This is a genomic window from Streptomyces sp. NPDC127197, from assembly GCF_042672405.1.
GTDB classification, from domain to species: Bacteria; Actinomycetota; Actinomycetes; order Streptomycetales; family Streptomycetaceae; genus Streptomyces; species Streptomyces flavusporus.
On sequence record NZ_JBHXVG010000019.1, the window covers coordinates 1 to 17,807 of the forward strand.

The window sequence follows — 17,807 nt, forward strand, 5'->3', positions numbered from 1 at the left end:
CACCGCATGACCCGCCACGGAGTCGGTGCCATGACCAGCGAGGACGGACTGCGGCTGCTGGATGCGGCCTGCGCGGCGGGCGAGCCGCACCTGCTTCCCATCCGCCTGGACGTCGCGGCCCAGGCGCGTTCCCTCGACGCGGAGCCCGTACCGGCGTTGCTGCGCGGGCTGGTCCGCCGCCCGGTGCGCCGCGCCGCCGCGCGGGAGGGAGCAGACCCGCAGGGCCGGTCCCTGGCCGCCCGGCTGGGTGCGCTGGAGCAGGCCGAGCGCATGGAGGTGGTGCTCGGCCTGGTGCGGGAGCACACCGCCGGGATCCTGGGGTACGCGGGCGCCGAGGGTGTCGAGGCCGAACTCAGCTTCAAGGACCTGGGCTTCGACTCGCTGACGGGCATCGAGCTGCGCAACCGGCTGGCCACGGCCACCGGGCTGCGGCTGCCCGCCACGCTCGTCTTCGACCAGCCGAGCCCGGTCGAACTGGCCCGGTACATCGTCACCGAGGCCCTCGGTGACGAGCCCGACGCCACGGCCGGCCCGGCTCGGCGGACCGCCCCGGGCTCCGCCGAGGACGAGGACGCGGTGGCCGTCGTGGCCATGGCCTGCCGCTATCCGGGCAGGGTGCGCACTCCGGAGGACCTGTGGCGGCTCGTGCACTCCGGCGGTGACGCGATCTCCGGGTTCCCGGCCGACCGCGGCTGGGACACGGAGGCGCTGTACCACCCGGATCCGGACCACCCCGGCACGACGTACGCGGTGGAAGGAGGATTCCTGTACGACGCGGCCGAGTTCGACCCGGCGTTCTTCGGGATCTCGCCGCGTGAGGCGCTCGCCATGGACCCGCAGCAGCGGCTGCTGCTGGAGACCTCCTGGGAGGCCGTGGAACGGGCCGGCATCGACCCGCGGACCCTGCGCGGCAGCCGTACGGGCGTCTTCGCCGGCGTCATGTACCACGACTACGGCACGCAGATCGCCGAGGTACCGGAGGGCCTGGAGGCCTTCCTCGGCAACGGCAGTTCCGGCAGCATCGCCTCCGGCCGGGTGGCATACCACCTGGGTCTGGAAGGCCCGGCCATCACGGTCGACACCGCCTGTTCCTCCTCGCTGGTCGCCCTGCACCTGGCCGCTCAGTCGCTGCGCAACGGCGAGTGCTCCCTGGCGCTCGCCGGTGGCGTGACCGTCATGACCACGCCCGGCACTTTCATCGGGTTCAGCCGGCAGCGGGGTCTGGCCCGCGACGGCCGGTGCAAGGCGTTCGCGGACACCGCGGACGGCACGGGCTGGGGCGAGGGCGCGGGCGTCGTGCTGCTGGAGCGGCTGTCGGACGCCCGACGCAACGGCCACCCGGTGCTGGCGGTGGTCCGCGGCAGCGCGGTGAACCAGGACGGCGCGAGCAACGGCCTCACCGCCCCGAACGGGCCCGCGCAGCAGCGGGTGATCCGCCAGGCCCTCACCAGTGCCGGGCTGACGGGCGCGGACGTCGACGTGGTGGAGGCCCATGGCACCGGCACGACCCTCGGCGACCCCATCGAGGCGCAGGCCCTCCTGGCCACCTACGGACAGGACCACACCCCCGACCAGCCCCTCTGGCTCGGCTCGCTGAAGTCCAACATCGGCCACACCCAGGCCGCCGCCGGCGTCGGCGGCGTCATCAAGATGGTCATGGCCATGCGCCACGGCCTGCTCCCCAGGACGCTCCACGTCGACACACCCTCCACCCACGTCGACTGGGGCTCCGGCGCCGTGTCGCTGCTTTCGGAGACCACCGAGTGGCCGGAGACGGGCCGTGCCCGGCGGGCAGCCGTCTCCTCCTTCGGCATCAGCGGGACCAACGCCCATGTCGTCCTGGAGCAGGCCGCGCCCGACGCGGCGCCGGACGACGGCCGGGCCACGGAGGACGAGCCGGGCGGCGTCGTCCTGCCGTGGGTGCTGTCCGGCAAGAGTCCGGCGGCCCTGCGCGCCCAGGCCGCGCTGCTGCGGGACTTCGTACGGGAGCGGCCGGAGCTGACTGCCGCGCAGGTCGGGCTCTCGCTGGCCACGACCCGGTCCGCGTTCGGGCACCGGGGTGCCGTCCTCGCCGACGACCCGGCGGACCGGCTCGCGGCCCTCGACGCGCTGGCCCGCGGCGAGGACTCGCCCTCCGTGGTGCGGGGTGCCGCCACGGGCGGACACAAGGTCGCCTTCCTGTTCTCCGGGCAGGGCACCCAGCGGCCCGGGATGTGCCGGGAGCTGTACGCCTCGTCCGAGGTGTTCGCCGCGGCCTTCGACGACGTCTGCGCGCAGTTCGGTCCGCTGCTGGAACGGCCTCTGGCCGATGTGGTGTTCGCTAAGTCCGGCACCCCGGACGCGGAGCTGCTGGACCGCACCGAGTACGCCCAGCCCGCGCTGTTCGCCGTCGAGGTGGCGCTGTTCCGGCTGCTGGAGGCGTGGGGGCTGCGACCGGAGCTGCTGGCGGGGCACTCGATCGGTGAACTGGCCGCGGCCCATGTCGCCGGGGTCTTCGACCTGCCCGACGCGGCCCGGCTCGTGGCGGCCCGCGGCCGGCTGATGCAGTCGCTGCCCGCCGACGGGGCCATGGCCTCGCTGCAGGCGGCGGAGGACGAGGTGGTGCCGCTGCTGGCCGGGCGGACGCACGAGCTGGGGGTGGCCGCGGTCAACGGGCCTTCGGCCGTGGTCGTGTCGGGCCGCGAAGGCGCTGTCGAGGAGATCGCCGCGCACTTCGCGGGTCTGGGCCGCAGGACCCGGCGGCTGCGGGTCAGTCACGCCTTCCACTCGCCGCTGCTGGATCCGGTGCTCGACGAGTTCGCGGCGGTCGCCCGCGAGGTGTCGTACCGGGCGCCGCGCATCCCCGTCATCTCCGACGTCACCGGGGAGACGGCACCGGACGGGCTGCTGGAGGACCCCGGCTACTGGGTGCGGCACGCACGGGAGGCGGTGCGTTTCGCCGATCAGCTGACGCATCTGGAGAAGGAGGGCGTGACCGCGTACGTCGAGGTCGGCCCGGACGCGGTGCTGGCCGCGATGGCCCGGGAATGCCTCGGCAGTCAGGCGCTGGTGGTGCCCGTCCAGCGGCGGGACCGTGCCGACGCCCGGGCGCTGGGCACGGCCGTCGCCGAACTGCACGTCCATGGGGTGTCCCCGGACTGGGCGGCGGTGTTCGCCCCCACCGGCGCCCGTACGGTCGAGCTGCCGACGTACGCCTTCCAGCGCACCGCGTACTGGCTGCCGTCCGGGCCGGCTGCCTCGCCGGCCGGGCCGCAGGCGCCGTCATCGGCCGGTGGCAGTGACCTGGAGCGGCGCTTCTGGCGGGCTGTCGACACCCGGGATCTCGGTGCTCTGGCCGCGCTGCTCGACGTCGACTCCGCCCGTGAGGCCGACTCCCTCGACGCCGTGCTGTCGCTGCTGTCGGCGTGGGACCACGGCCGCGAGGCGGCCGGGGCCGCCGCACCGGACGCGCCGGAGGATGCCCGGCTGCCCGAGGACGACGGGGACCTGGCGCGGGCACTGGCCGAGGCATCCGAGCAGGAGCGGCCGGCGCTGCTGCTGGACGCGGTGCTGTCGGCCGCGTCCGCGGTGCTCGGGCACGCCGATCCGCACGCGCTCCCGGCCGAGCAGGACTTCCTCGACGCCGGATTCGCCTCGCTGACCGCGGTGGAGCTGAGCGGACGGCTCACCAAGGTCACGGGCATCGACCTGCCGCCCACGTTGATCTACGACCACCCCACGCCGGCGGAGCTCGCCGCGCACCTGGACGAGGAGATGAAGAGGACCGCGTCATGACCCCCACACGTATCGACAGTCCCTGGATCCGCCGCTATCAGCCGGCGCCCGCCGACGGTGTCACCCTGGTGTGCTTCCCGCACGCCGGCGGCTCGGCCACGTCCTACCACGCACTGTCCCGGGCGCTGTCCGGGCAGCTGGACGTGGTGGCCGTGCAGTATCCGGGCCGTCAGGACCGCCATCGTGAGCCTGCCTTCGAGGACCTGCACGAGCTGGCCGACGCCGCCTTCGAGGCGGTCGTCGAGGCCGTCGGCACCGACCGCCCGCTCGCCCTGTTCGGGCACAGCATGGGAGCGTCCGTCGCCTTCGAGGTGGCCTCACGGCTGGAGCAACGGGCGGGCGTGGCGCCCGTGTCCCTGTTCGTGTCGGGGCGCCGGGCGCCGTCCCGGCACCGCAGCGAGGACCTGCACCGCAAGGGCGACGACGCTCTGCTGCGGGAGATCCGCGCCCTGGACGGCACCGCACAGGAGGCGTTGGACGACGAGGACATCGTCCGGATGTTCCTGCCGTCCCTGCGGGCCGACTACACGGCGATCGAGCGGTACCGCAGCGCGCCGGGCGCGTCCGTCGGCTGTCCCGTCGTCGCGCTGACCGGCGACACCGACCCGAAAACCACCGTGGAGGAGGCCAGGGCCTGGCAGGAGCACACCACCGGCCCCTTCGACCTGCGGGTCTTCAGCGGCGGCCACTTCTACGTCTCGGAACAGACCGAGGCGGTCGCCCGGGTGCTGTCCGGGCAGCTGGACCGGTTCCGGTGAGCGTGTGCGCGCAGCCCGCGGCGGACCGTGGGCCTGGGGTCGCAAGGGGTCGGCTAGGGGTTATCCGGGTCAGGAGGCGCACATAGCGTGACCGCGAATTCACCGTTTTCCACAGCACCAAACGCACTGTTTTCCACTGGACTTGGGGGAGCCCGAACCATGACAGATCCGCAGACGTGGCGGGTTCTCGGCAACGCGGAGGCGCACGAGCTCGTGCTCGCCGTGGACTTCGACGCCACCGGCCGGGCCGAGGGCCGTTTCACCGATCTGGCGACGGGTCTGGCCGGCCTGCCCTTCTCGATCTGGGAGACCGTTCCCCAGGAGGCGGGGACCGGTGGCGGTGCCGGCGGTGCCGGTCCCGTCGAGCGGTGGCTGGAGGAGGTGGCGGCCGACGGCCGCCCGGTCCGCGCGGTGCTCGGCTTCTGTGTCGGCGCCGTCTACGCGGGGGCGATCGCGCAGCGCCTCGCGGCCCGGCAGGGCCAGGCCCCCGCGCTCGTGCTGTTCGACCCCGAGCAGTCCGCCCCGCTGACCCTCTACTCGCAGTTCCACAAGGTCATCGACTCCATGTCCGCCCTGCTCAGCGCAGAGGAAACCGCGCAGGCGGCGGCCGAGGCGCGGCGGGCCCACGAGCAGCACACCACGATGGCCTCGCTGGGTGCCGAACTCCTCGCTGTGTACCGGCGCACCGCCAAGCCCGCCTTCGACCGGCTGGAGCTGGACGACAAGCGCCAGGAGGAGATCACCGCGGTCTTCGCGTCGTTCGTCGGCTATCTCATCGCGGCCGCGGAGATCGACCCCCTGCCGGCGTGGCGGGAGGCCGTCGTCGTCACGTCCTCGTCGCCCACGAGTGGCCTGAACGGCTCCCGCGGGGCCGGCCAGGACATCACCGTGGGCCGGGAGATCCGCGTCGACGTCCCGCACGTCGATCTGCTGCGCGACCCCGGTGTCACCCGCACGGTGGCCGAACTGCTCGGGACGGACACGCGCGGCTGACACGTCACGCGCCCCTGTACCCACGCCCCACGGCGAATTCCCGCGAATCTACGGAACGGTTGGAATGCCAGAAGCAACGGAAGTCCGGTCCCTCCCGGCCGACAGCAAGGAGCACGCCCTCTGGCTCCTGGACGAGCTGGTGCCCGTCAAGGGGGTCAACAACCTCTCCGTCGCCCTCCAGGCCGACGGGGCTCTGCTAAGCCCGGCGGTCCAGGGCACGGTCGACCTGCTGCTGCGCCGGCACGAGGCCCTGCGCACGGTATTCCGGCACGAGGAGGCGGGCCTCACCAAGAAGGTGCTCGACCCCGATGCCCTGCGGATCGAGGTCGAGCAGCTGGAAGCGGAGCCGGGCGCGGTCACCGCTGTCGTCGGCGAGTTCATCGCGCGTCCCTTCGACATCGACGGGCGGCCGCTGGTGCGGGCGGCACAGGTGAGGTGCGCGGACGGCGACGCGTTCTGTCTCGCCGTCCACCACCTCGTCTTCGACACGGTCTCCGGTGCGGTCCTGCTGGACGAGTTCACCGTCGGCTACACGGCGCTCGCGGCCGGTGCCGCGCCGCCCGCCGACCTGCTGGCCGCACAGCCCCCGTACCGGGAGCCCGCTCCCCGGCCCGCCGCCGTGGACTACTGGCGCGGGCAGCTGGCCGGAGCCGACGCCGCCGGCCTCGCCCTGTGGTGCGGCAGCGAGGACCTTCCCGAGCCGACCCTCACCGGTGACCAGATCACGGCCGACCTGTCCCCGCAGGCGACCGAGGTGCTGCGCCGTCTGCAGAAGGAGCTGCGCGCGCCCGAGGCCGTGGTGCTGCTGGCCGCGTACGGCCTGCTGCTGGCCCGGCACGGCGCGGGTCCCGACCTCGTGGTGGGCACCCCGCTCAACGTCCGGGCGCGGGAGGCGTCCAGGGCCGTGGGCTATCACGTCAACACCCTGCCGCTGCGCATACCCGTCGACCTCGGCGGCGGCTTCCGGGACCTGGTGCGGACCGCCCGCGACGCGTTCCTCGGGGCGGTCGCCCACGCCGATGTGCCGGTCGACGTCCTGTTGCCGGAACTGCGCAAGGACGGTGGCGCCTCCTGGCGCAACACCGTCTTCCGGCATCTGTTCAACTACGTTCCGGACGACGGCCGTACGAGCTTCCCCCTCGGGGACACCACGGCCCGCCGGCTCCCGGTGGAGAACGGCTTCAGCAAGTTCGACCTCGAGTTCTTCTTCCTGTCCTCCGCGGAAAAGGTGAGCATCCGGGCCGCGTACTACACGCAGGTCCTGGACCGGGCGGACGTCCGGGCCCTGCTCGAACGCTTCGAGTCGCTGCTGCTCGCGGCCGCGGACCGGCCGGACCGGCCGATGGGCGAACTCCCGCTGGCAGGACCCTCCGACCTCGCGGTCCTGGCCGCCTGCAACGACACCGCGCGCCCGGTGGATCCGCCCAGCATCCTCGCGGCGGTGCGGGAGCGGGTGGCGCTGGCGCCGTCCGCGGTGGCCGTCGTGGGCGGCGGCCGCAGCACGACGTACTCCGCGTTGTGGCGGGCCGCCGAACACACCCGGGCCGTCCTGGCGGACGCCGGCGTCGGGGCCGGTGACATCGTCGCGCTCGCGGCGCCCCGGGGTCCCGAACTCGCGGCCGCGGCCCTGGGGGTGTGGCTGGCCGGCGCGGTGTATCTGCCCGTCGATCCGGAGCACCCCGTCCAGCGCCTGGCGTACGTCCTGGACGACTCCGGGGCGCAGGCGGTGCTCAGGGCGCCGGGAGTGGACCTGCCCGAGGATGTCCGGGCGCGCGTGCTCCCGCTGGAGCCGATCGTGCAGGACGGTTCCGGCCCGCTCCCGGACACCGGTGTGCGGGGTGGTCCGGCGGACTCGGGTCCCGATCCGGAGTCCTGCGCCTATCTGATCTACACCTCCGGTTCGACGGGGAAACCGAAGGGCACCCTGGTCAGCCACGGCAGCCTCGCCAACGTGGTCCAGCACTTCGCCGAGGAGCTGAAGGTCACCGCGGAGGACTCCGTGCTGTGGCTGACCACCTTCGCCTTCGACATCTCCGCCCTGGAGCTGTTCCTGCCGCTGGTCTGCGGCGGGCGGCTGGTCGTGGCCTCCGACGAGGCCCGCACGGACGGCCGTGCCCTGCTCGGCGAGGTGGTCGCGCACGACGTCGGCATCCTGCAGGCCACCCCCACGACCTGGCGCGTCGTCGCCGACGCGGCGGACGGGCAGCTCGCGGGCCGGCGCCTGGTCTGCGGCGGGGAGCCGCTGCCTCCGGCGCTGGCGCGCACCCTGGCCGCCTCGGGCGGCTCGCTGCTCAATGTGTACGGGCCCTCCGAGACGACCATCTGGTCCACCTCGGGCCCCGTGCCCGGCGAGGTGGTCCGGGTGGACGTGGGTCGCCCGATCGCCAACACCCAGGTGTTCGTCGTCGACCCGGACGGCCGGGAGCTGCCGGTCGGTGTGCAGGGCGAGCTGTGCATCGCCGGGGCGGGTGTCGCCCTGGGCTACCACAACCGCCCGGAGCTGACGGCGCAGCGCTTCGGCGACCATCCGGTGTACGGGCGCCACTACCGCACCGGCGACCTGGCCCGGCTGCGGCCCGACGGCAGTGTCGAGCTGCTGGGCCGGACCGACCGCCAGATCAAGCTGCGCGGCCACCGGATCGAACTGGGCGAGGTGGAGGCGGTACTGCTCGACCATCCGGGTGTGCGGGACGTCGCCGTCGTCGTGGTGGGCCGCGGCGGCCCGGACGCCGCCCTGGTCGCGTTCGTGGAGAGCGCGGACGGGGTGGACACCGCCCGGCTGACGGCCCATGCCCGGTCCCTGCTGCCCTCCGCCGCCGTACCCCAGGAGATCGTGGTGCTGCCGTCACTGCCGACCACCGCCAACGAGAAGCGGGACCATCTCGCGCTGACCCGCCTCGCCGAGCAGCGCCGGTCGGAGCGCAGCGCGGCCGCCGGGGCAGCCGAGGCCGTGCCGGATGCGCAGACGGGTACGGCCGGGCGCCTGCTCGCCCTGTGGCAGACCACGCTCGGCCGGACCGACCTCGGCCCGCACGCCAACTTCTTCGACAGCGGCGGGCATTCGCTGCTCGGAGCGCAGCTCGTGCAGCGCATCGAGAAGACGCTGGGCGTGCCGGTACGACTGACCGACCTGTTCGCCCATCCCACACCGCTCGCCATGGCCGAGCATCTCGATCCGGACGCCGCCGCACCGTCGGCCCCGGGAGCCTGAGGAAGACATGGAGACCGTGAACCAGAAGCACGCCACCGCCCCGTCCGCAGCGACCGTGCCGCCGTCGTGGCAGGTTCTGTGGCAGGACACGTTCGAGGGCCCGGCCGGGTCCCCGCCCGACCCCGCCCTCTGGCAGGTCGTCACCGGGCAGCCGTTCGGAGCCGGCATCGAGTTCCACAGGGACGACCCCGCCAATGTCGGCCTCGACGGCGCCGGGCACCTGAGGATCACCGCCACCCATGAGGACGGGGAGTACCGGGCCGCGTGGCTGGAGACCCGGCGTGAGGACTTCGTGCCGCGTCCCGGCGGCGCGCTGCGCGTGGACGCCCGGGTCAGGACCGCCGCGGGCCCCGGCCTGGACTGCGCGATGTGGGCCTGGGGCACGCAGCTGCGGCACCGGGGGGACGAGGATCCGGTGCAGGCGTGGTACCGGGCCGGGGAGATCGACATCCTGGAGGCGCTCGGCTCCGAGCCCGACGCGGTGTGGGGTGCCGTCCACTCCCCCGAGTGCCACCAGATCCCGTCCCTGGGCATGGGCGCCCGCACCACCACCGAGGACGGCAGTCCGCTCAGCGCGGGCTTCCACACCTACTCGGCGGTCTGGCGGCGCGGCCCCGACTCGATCACCTGGTACCTGGACGGGCGCGAGTACCTGCGGCTGACCCCGCAGGACACCACCCCGAAGGGCTGGCTGTTCGACCAGCCCGTCTACTTCTGTCTGGCGATCATCATCGGCAGCCCCGGCGGCCCGGTCCTGCCGGGCGATCCCGACCCCGCGACGCTGCCCTCGTCGCTGCTCGTCGACAGCATCACCGTCTCCGAGGAGATCCCCGCGTGAGCGCGGTCCCGGAGGCGGATCTCGACGCGCTCGTCGCCGATCTGGTCGACCGGGTGCTGGACGATCCGACCGGCGCACTGGGTCCTTCGGTGTACGAGACGGCCCGGCTGGTGTCGCTGGCCCCCTGGCTGGACGGGGACGCCGCCCGGATCCGTCATCTCCTCGACGAGCAGCGGCCCGACGGAAGCTGGGGCGGCCCCGGCGGATACGCCCTCGTGCCGACGCTGAGCGCGACGGAGGCGCTGCTCGCCGTGCTGGGCCGGGAGGGTACGTCGCCGCTGCCGCGCGCCGCGCTCACCGAGGCCGCGCGGCGGGGGCTCGCGGCGGCGGCCGGGCTGGTGGCCCGGACCGTAGAGGAGCCCGTGCCGTCGACGGTCGTGTTCTTCATGCTGATCCCGGCTCTGGTGGAGGGCGCCAACGCCCGTCTGGCCGTCCTCGGGGACGGGACTGCGCAGCCGCTGCCGCTGCCGCACGGGTTGACCGACGAGGCGTTGCGTGCCCTGCGCGGCGGTGCCTGGCGCAATCCGCTCGCCGGTCACTATCTGGAGATCGTGGGCCCGGCAGCCGTCGGCGCCAAGGAGATGGAGCCGGTCGACGGGGTCGTCGGCTGTTCCGCGGCCGCCACGGCGGCCTGGCTCGGTCCGCGGGAGCCGGCCGATCCCACGCATCCCTCGGTGCGCTTCCTGCGGCAGGCCCAGGAGCGGGGCGCCGGCCCCGTTCCCGCCATGACCTCGATCGTGTTCTACGAGCGGGCGTGGATCGCCGGGAACCTGGCGACCGCGGGGGTGCCGCGGGAGGTGCTCGCTCCGCTGCTGAAGGAACCGCCCGGCGACGTCGGGCGGTCGGGGGCTCCGACCGCGCCGGGTTTCGCGTACGAGGCGGAGACCAGCGCGATCGTCCTCACGGCCCTGGCTCGCCTCGGGGCACCGCAGGAGCCCGCGTATCTGTGGCAGTACGACGCGGGCAGCCACTTCATGTCCACGATCCCGGAGCACGAGCCCTCCACGACCACCAACGCGCACATCCTGGAGGCACTGGGCTGCCACCTGTCCGACCTGTCGGACGGTCCCGGCGGTGGGGACGGCGCGGGCGGCGACCGCTACCGGGACGCCGTCGCCCGGATCGCGTCGTGGCTGCGGGACCGTCAGCAGCCGGACGGCAGCTGGTCCGACAAGTGGCACGCCTCGCCCTTCTTCGCGACGATGCGCTGCGCCCTGGCCCTGCACCGGTACGCGCGGCCGGATTCGGCCGGAGCGCTGCGCGGGTCCGTCGACTGGCTGCTGGAGCGGCAGCGCGAGAACGGCTCGTGGGGCCGCTGGGAGGGCACGGCGGAGGAGACCGCCTACGCGGTGCGCACCCTGCTGGAGCTGACCGGCGACGGCGGCGCACGGTCCGGGGAGGCGGCGGAAGCCGTGCGCCGGGGCTGCTCCTTCCTGCTGGAGCACGGTCTGGACGTGGATCGCCACCCCCCGCTGTGGATCGGCAAGGAGCTGTACGCGCCCGCCCATCTGGTGCGTGCGGCGGTGCTGGGCGCGCTGCTCGCGGCCCGGCGGTGACCGGCCCCCAATAACACAACTCAGCCAGTCTATTAACCCGGTTCAGTTATGCTGTGACCCGGAAATCGCCGTCCGGCCCCGCCGGACGGCGCGCAAGGCCGTCACTTCGGAAAGGTCTCGATCGATGACGTCACACGTCCAGGACACGTACGGCACCCAGGAGGCCGTCGGACTCGACGACGAGCTGGCCCTGGAGCGTGCGTACGTCGCGATGTGCCGCGAGGCGATGACCCGCCAGGTGGACGATGCCCAGTACCAGGTCGTCGCGGGCGAGGACGTGTCGGGCGACGGCGCGAGCGCCGAGGCGCTCGGCCGCTACCTGCGCACCCGCGCACGGCAGATGGCGGAGGAACCCGACAGCCCGCTGTTCTTCGGCCGGCTCGACTTCGAGGACTCCGACGAGGCGGGGGACCACCGGCGGCAGCGGTACTACATCGGCCGCAGGCGGGTCTCGGAACACCCGGCCGCGCCGCCCCTGGTGATCGACTGGCGTGCGCCGGTCTCGCGCACCTACTACCAGGCGAGCGCCCTGGAGCCGCGCGGAGTCGCGGTGCGGCGGCGCTTCGGGTGGGCGCCGTGGAGCCACGGCGCTCCGGAGGACCTCACCGGGCTGGAGGACGAGCACCTCGACCACGCCCGGGGCGACGACGACGCGGCGAGTGCGATCGTCGCCGCCGAGATCGAGCGGCCTCGCCTCGGCCCGATGCGCGACATCGTCGCCACCATCCAGCCGGAACAGGACAACCTGGTCCGCAGCGAGCTGAACGAGTCGGTCTGCGTGCAGGGCGCGCCGGGCAGCGGCAAGACCGCCGTCGGCCTGCACCGCGCCGCCTATCTCCTGTACACGTTCCCCGAGCGGCTGCAGCGCAGCGGTCTGCTGATCATCGGCCCGAACCGCACCTTCCTGCGCTACATCTCGGAGGTGCTGCCGTCGCTCGGCGAGATCGACATCGCCCAGCTCACGGTGGAGGACGTGGTCGCCCGCCACCCGGTCCGGCGGGTGGACGGGGAGGACGTCAGCGCCCTGAAGCACAGCGCCCGCATGACCACCGTCCTGGAGCGGGCCCTGTACGCCCGGGTCAGGCACCCGGAGGAGTCCATCGCGGTCACCGACGGCTCGTACCGCTGGCGGGTCGACTCGTCGGAGCTGGCCCGGGTCATCGACGAGGTGCGGGGCATGGGGGTGCCGTACGCGGTCGGCCGTGAGCATGTGCGCTCTCGCGTGGTGACGCTGATCCAGCAGCAGGCCGAGCGGCGGGCCGGGCCGAAGAGCGTCACCTGGGCCCGGAAGATCGGCCGTTCGAAGCCGGTCGCCGCGCTCCTGGAGGCGGCGTGGCCGGTGGCGCGACCGGAGGAGGTCGTGGCCGCGCTGCTGAGTGATCCGGCGGTGCTGGAGGCCGCGGCGGACGGTGTGTTCGACGCCGCCGAACAGCGGGCCCTGCTGTGGGCCAAGCCTCCCCGGTCGGAGAAGAGCGCCACCTGGTCGGTCGAGGACATGCTGCTCCTGGACGAGGTCGCGGGGCTCATCGAACGCCCCGAGGGCTTCGGCCATGTGGTCGTGGATGAGGCCCAGGACCTGTCGCCGATGCAGTGCCGGGCGATCGCCCGGCGCAGCGCGTTCGGATCCATCACGGTGCTGGGTGACCTGGCCCAGGCCACGGCGCCCTGGTCGGCGCGGACCTGGCAGGAGCAGCTGACGCACCTGGGCAAGGCGCAGGCCACGGTCGTCCCGCTGACCACCGGTTTCCGTGTCCCCGCCGCGGTCATGGAGCTGGCCAACCGGCTGGTGGGCGCCCTCGGCGTGGATGTGCCGCCGGCCCGCTCGCTGCGTCACGACGGCGAGTTGACGGTCAGCGCGGTCGACGATCTGGCGGCCGCCACCGTGTCCGCCGTCCGCGCGGCCCTCGACCGCGAAGGCTCGGTCGCCGTCATCGCCGCCGACGACGCGGTGGCCGCCACCTCGGCGGCCCTGCGCAAGGCGGGCATCGAGACGGCGACCGCCGAGGAGGTCGGCACGGCCGCCCGGGTGACCGTGCTGCCCGCGACGGTCGTCAAGGGCCTCGAGTACGACCATGTCGTCGTGGTGGAGCCGGCCGCGATCGTCGAGTCCGAGCCGCGCGGGCTGCACCGGCTGTACGTCGTGGTGACGCGTGCGGTGTCCCGGCTCGATGTCCTGCACGCCCGGCCGCTGCCGGAGCCGCTCATCGCCTGACGGTGCGGACGTGTCCGAGATGTGCGGCCCGGGACTCTCCCCGGGCCGCATCTTCTTTACGACCATTTGAAGAACACCAAGTCGGAAAATTGCCCTCGATTTCGAAGTTGGCTGAATTGTCGTTCCCGACGGTCGCACTTGCGCCAAATCGCTGTGGCGATCATCACTGAACGTTCCGCGGACTCCCTGAAGTTGCAGGATGGCTGAAGACATACCGAAGCCTCGGCACCATAGGGAGCATCCTGCGGATGTCCATCGTCGGACGGGACATACAACTCACCCAATTGCATGACCTGCTGACCGCACGCGACCGCGGAGCGGGTCCGATCGCCCTGGTCAGTGGCCCTGCGGCGGTCGGCAAGACCGCCCTCCTCCACGAATTCACCCAGCGCGCGGCGAAATCCGGTTCCCTCATCCTGAGAGCGGCGTGCTCACCGAGGGAACGCTCCAACGCATGGGGGGTCGTCCACCAACTCCTGTGGCGCACAGGGCGATTCAAAGGAGCCTCACAGCGCACCAGTGACACTCTCGCAGCCGTCGGCCGGAGCCTTGCGGCGGTCACCCGGGCGCCGGAAGGCGAACTCGACAAGTCGATGGACGAATTCTGCGCCGCCGTCATGGAATTGGCCGACGACCACCCCCTCGTCCTCGCCGTCGACGACATTCACGAGGCCGACCCCGAGTCGCTGGGCTGCCTCGGCCATCTCGCCCGCCGCATGGTCGCCTCCCGCGTCCTGGCGGTGTTCACCGACCGGCCGCAGGCCCTGCCTCCGTACTCTGCCGCGCGTGCCGAGTTCGCCCGGCAGCCCGGCTTCCACCAGCTCCGGGTCGGCCCGCTGACCAAGGACGACGTCCGGCTCCTGCTCACCGACCGGCTGGGCGTGCCGGCCGACGAAGCCGGCGCCGAGGAGTTCCACGCTGCGAGCGGGGGCAGCCCGCTGCTGACGCAGGCGCTGATCGAGGACACGCGCAACGCCCTGCACGGCGCGGACACGGCCGCATTACGTCCGGTCGCCGGGGAGGTGTTCGACTCCGCGGTGGTCGACTGTGTCCACCGGGTCAGCGCACCCGCAGCCGATCTCGCCCGGCACCTGGCGGTGCTGGGACCGGACGCCCTGACGGTGCTGCTCGACCGGAACCGCACCAACCCGCCCACCCGGCACCTTCAGGAGCTGACCCAGGCCGGCCTGCTGGCGGGCCCGGGCTTCCGCCACCCGAGGATGCACACGGTGCTGGGCAGCGAGGTCTCCGCCGAGGAACGGGCCCGTCTGCACGGGCGTGCCGCCGTTCTGCTGCACGACAACGGCGCGCATCCGGCCACGGTGGCCGAACACATCGTGGCGGCGGGAGGTGTCGCGGAATCCTGGGCGCCCCCACTGCTCCGGGAAGCCGCGGCCGAGGCGCTCGCCCACGACGAGTTCCCCAAGGCGATGCGGCTGTTCGACCTGGCCCACGCCATCTGCCCGGACGGACCGCTGCGGGCGTCCATCCTGTTCCAGCGCACACTGTCCGCCTGGCAGGTCGACCCGACCAAGGCCATGCGCCGGCTCCCGGAACTCAAGGAGGCTCTCGAGGCCGGGCATCTCACAGCCACCTCGGGTGCGATGTCCCTGATCAAGAACCTGGTCTGGCACGGCTATGTGGACGAGGCCGCGGAGGTGCTGCAGCTGGTCGACCGGCAGCTGGCCGACGACCCGGGCGAGCAGGGCGTGGCCGAGGTCCGGGCTCTGCAGCGGTGGCTGTCCGTGCTGTGCCCGCCGTTCCACCGGCGCATGTTCGGCGATGTTTCCCCCGACATCGCCGACGAGATCGCCCCCGCGGCAATCGCCGCGCAGCCGCGCCTGCAGGCGGCCACCGCCCTGTCCGTCGTCCTGCGGGGCGGTGAACCCGAGCCGGCGGTGGTCGGCGCCGCCCACGTGCTGGAGATGTCCAGTCTGACCCCGACCCTGGAGACCATCCCGCTGGCGCTGATGACTCTGTTCTACGCCGACCGCACGGAGCAGGTCGACGCGTGGTGCACGTCGCTGCTGGAAGCGGCCCGCGAGCGGAACATCCCGACCTGGGACGCGCTGCTGTCCTCCCTGCGGGCGGCGAACCTCATCAGGCAGGGCCGGCTGCTGGAGGCCGAGAAGCACAGCGACCTGGCCCTGTCCCGGATGTCGTCACGGGGCTGGGGTCTGAGCATCGGCCTGCCGCTGGCGAGTTCGGTGTACGCGCTGACCGCGATGGGCCGCTACGACGAGGCGCGGGCCCGGCTCAGCCGGCCGGTGCCCGAGGCGGTCTTCGAGACCCTCTTCGGCCAGCACTACCTGTACGCCCGAGGCCAGTTCCACCTGGCCACCGGGCGTCTTCAGGCCGCCCTCGGCGACTTCCTGGCCTGCGGCAAGGCCCTGGAGAGCTGGGGGGTGGGCGACACCACGCTCATCCCGTGGCGCACCGGGGTGGCCGAGGCCCGGCTGCGCCTGGGCGAGCCGGACCAGGCCGTCATGTACCTGCGGGAGGAATTGGCCCGGCACAAGGACCGTCCCCGGGTGCACGGCAACGCCCTGCGCCTGCTGGCCTCGACGATGGAGCCCCGGCAGCGGCTGCGGGCGCTGCGGGAGGCCGTGGACGAACTCCAGGACTCCGGCTGCGACTTGCTACTGGCACACGCCCTGGGCGATCTGGGCCGTGCCTACCATCTGCTCGGGAAGTCCAACCGGGCCCGGGTGATCGTCCGGCGTGCCTACCGGATGGCGAAGAAGTGCCATGCCGAGCCGCTCAGCCAGAACCTGCTGCCCGATGCGGAGAGGGCGGCCGAAGGCCGGGGCTGCGCCGCCGGGCACGAGGCCTCCGAGCAGGTGCACGACGTGCTGTCCGAGGCCGAGCTGCGGGTCGCCGCCCTCGCGGCGGAGGGCCACACCAACCGGGAGATCGCCCGCCGGCTGTTCATCACGGTCAGCACGGTCGAGCAGCACATGACGCGCGTCCTGCGCAAGCTCAACCTGTCCCGCCGTGACGAACTGCCGCAGGACCTGGACATCATGGGCGGTTCAGCCGCACCGGCAGTGAGTGGAGCCCGCGGATGAGCGTGCTGGTGCGCCACCGCACGTCCTCGGGGTCGACCGCGAGCCGCATGGCGGGGAACGTGTCGAGCAGCGCGCCGAACGCCACCTGCGCCTCCATCCTCGCCAGCGGCGCCCCGAGGCAGTAGTGGATGCCGTGCCCGAAGGCGACGTGGCCGCCGGTGGGCCTGCGGACGTCCAGCGTGTGCGGATCGCCGAAGCGCTCCGGATCCCGGTTGGCGGAGGCCAGTGCCAGCAGCACGAAGTCGCCGGCCGGGATCTCGGTGTCGCCGATCCGGAGGTCTTCCGTGGCACACCGGAAGGTGGCGTGCTTCAGCGGGCTCTCCAGCCGCAGGAATTCCTCCACGGCGCCGGGCAGGAGGGAGCGGTCCTGGCGCAGCGCCTCCCACTGGTCCAGGTTCCGCATCAGGTGCAGCGTGCCGTTGCCGAGGGTGTTGACGGTGGTCTCGTGGCCGCCGATGAACAGCAGGAAGGCCATCGAGACCAGTTCGGTCTCGGTGAGCCGGTCGTCGACGTCGCGGGCCGAGACCAGGGCGGCGAGCACGTCGTCGGTGGGCGTGCGGCGCTTGCGCTCGATGAGGTCGCCGAGGTACTCGATCATCGCGGTCGAGGCGGCGGCGGTCGCGGCCGGCGAATCGCCGGAGACGAGCGCCTTGGACCAGGACTTGAAGTTCTCCTGCTCCTCCAGCGGCACGCCCAGCAGCAGGCAGATCACCCGGATCGGCAGGGGGAACGCGAACGAGTCCAGCAGGTCCACCGTTTCGTCGTCCGGGAGGGCGGCGAGCAGTTCGCCGGTGATCTGCTCGATGTCCGGCCGGAGCTTCTCGATGGCGCGGCTGGTGAAGGCCTTGTTCACCAGCTTGCGCAGCCGGGTGTGGTCCGGCGGGTCCGAGTGCAGCATGTGGGTGGCGAGGGCGGAGGAGAAGGCGCCGCGCTTGTTGCGGTCCGGCTCGTTCTGCGCGAACAGCCTGTCCGTCCTGTTGAGGTCGGTGCTCAGCCGGGGATCCGCCAGCGCCGACCGCACCTCCTCGTATCCGGTGATCAGCCAGACCGGCAGTCCGCCGCACACGGGGACCCCGGGAGGCATCATCACCCGGTGCGCCGAGCCTTCGGCGTTGAGCCGTGCGTACACGGAGTGGGGGTCCTGCATGAACGCGTCGTCGAGTTCCAGAGGGGCTGAATCCTGAACCATGGGCACATCCTCGAAAATGACGGCTCCGGGCCGTTCGCGGGTCGCGCTGCAGCCTATGTACGCCCCGGGCGGGCCGAGCTGATCTGCGGCGAGAAGAGGGCGAGAAGAGGGGGTGTAGGGGCCTGATAGGGGCCGCCCGCCGGGTCTGTTCGGTCAGTCCCGGCGGGCGGCCGGAGCAGCCACCGGGCCGGGGGAGGTCACCCGGCGG

9 protein-coding genes are annotated in these 17,807 nt (G+C 73.0%); 8 read left to right on the top strand and 1 reads right to left on the bottom strand.

What is annotated here, in order from left to right:
* The 8 genes from ACFVJQ_RS26695 to ACFVJQ_RS26730 form a co-directional block, all read left to right on the top strand.
* Positions 1-3,774: beta-ketoacyl synthase N-terminal-like domain-containing protein (locus ACFVJQ_RS26695; protein ID WP_385787601.1), on the top strand; the 3,774-nt coding region annotated here is incomplete at its 5' end.
* Entirely contained in the window at positions 3,771-4,532 is a 762-nt protein-coding gene (locus ACFVJQ_RS26700; protein ID WP_385517610.1) for a thioesterase II family protein, read from the top strand. The genes ACFVJQ_RS26695 and ACFVJQ_RS26700, both read left to right, overlap by 4 nt.
* Positions 4,533-4,691: 159 nt before the next feature.
* Positions 4,692-5,525, top strand: coding sequence for a hypothetical protein (locus ACFVJQ_RS26705; protein WP_385517612.1), 834 nt, complete (start codon positions 4,692-4,694; stop codon positions 5,523-5,525).
* Positions 5,526-5,589: 64 nt separating this feature from the next.
* On the top strand, positions 5,590-8,736 hold the full coding sequence (locus tag ACFVJQ_RS26710) for an amino acid adenylation domain-containing protein (protein WP_385787605.1): 3,147 nt from the start codon (positions 5,590-5,592) through the stop codon (positions 8,734-8,736).
* A gap of 7 nt (positions 8,737-8,743) precedes the next feature.
* Entirely contained in the window at positions 8,744-9,574 is an 831-nt protein-coding gene (locus ACFVJQ_RS26715; protein WP_385517616.1) for a family 16 glycosylhydrolase, read from the top strand.
* Entirely contained in the window at positions 9,571-11,130 is a 1,560-nt protein-coding gene (locus tag ACFVJQ_RS26720) for a prenyltransferase/squalene oxidase repeat-containing protein (protein WP_385517619.1), read from the top strand. The genes ACFVJQ_RS26715 and ACFVJQ_RS26720 overlap by 4 nt, the downstream gene beginning before the upstream one ends.
* 124 nt (positions 11,131-11,254) lie before the next feature.
* Entirely contained in the window at positions 11,255-13,342 is a 2,088-nt protein-coding gene (locus tag ACFVJQ_RS26725) for a HelD family protein (RefSeq protein WP_385517622.1), read from the top strand.
* A gap of 248 nt (positions 13,343-13,590) precedes the next feature.
* Positions 13,591-16,410 (top strand): AAA family ATPase, encoded by a 2,820-nt coding sequence (locus ACFVJQ_RS26730; RefSeq protein ID WP_385517625.1) that lies wholly within the window; start codon positions 13,591-13,593, stop codon positions 16,408-16,410.
* Here ACFVJQ_RS26730 and ACFVJQ_RS26735 read toward each other — a convergent pair.
* Positions 16,364-17,599 carry a cytochrome P450 gene (locus ACFVJQ_RS26735; RefSeq protein ID WP_385517627.1) on the bottom strand — a complete coding sequence of 412 codons (1,236 nt, stop codon included), beginning with the start codon at positions 17,597-17,599 and terminating at the stop codon, positions 16,364-16,366. The genes ACFVJQ_RS26730 and ACFVJQ_RS26735 overlap by 47 nt on opposite strands.
* Positions 17,600-17,807: the final 208 nt, after the last annotated feature.

What these genes read in the sequence shown, in the direction of transcription:
- ACFVJQ_RS26700 (WP_385517610.1), top strand. Translation starts at nt 3,771, where the DNA reads ATGACCCCCACACGTATCGACAGTCCCTGGATCCGCCGCTATCAGCCG.
- ACFVJQ_RS26705 (WP_385517612.1), top strand. Translation starts at nt 4,692, where the DNA reads ATGACAGATCCGCAGACGTGGCGGGTTCTCGGCAACGCGGAGGCGCAC.
- ACFVJQ_RS26710 (WP_385787605.1), top strand. Translation starts at nt 5,590, where the DNA reads ATGCCAGAAGCAACGGAAGTCCGGTCCCTCCCGGCCGACAGCAAGGAG.
- ACFVJQ_RS26715 (WP_385517616.1), top strand. Translation starts at nt 8,744, where the DNA reads ATGGAGACCGTGAACCAGAAGCACGCCACCGCCCCGTCCGCAGCGACC.
- ACFVJQ_RS26725 (WP_385517622.1), top strand. Translation starts at nt 11,255, where the DNA reads ATGACGTCACACGTCCAGGACACGTACGGCACCCAGGAGGCCGTCGGA.
- ACFVJQ_RS26730 (WP_385517625.1), top strand. Translation starts at nt 13,591, where the DNA reads ATGTCCATCGTCGGACGGGACATACAACTCACCCAATTGCATGACCTG.
- ACFVJQ_RS26735 (WP_385517627.1), bottom strand. Translation starts at nt 17,599, where the DNA reads ATGGTTCAGGATTCAGCCCCTCTGGAACTCGACGACGCGTTCATGCAG.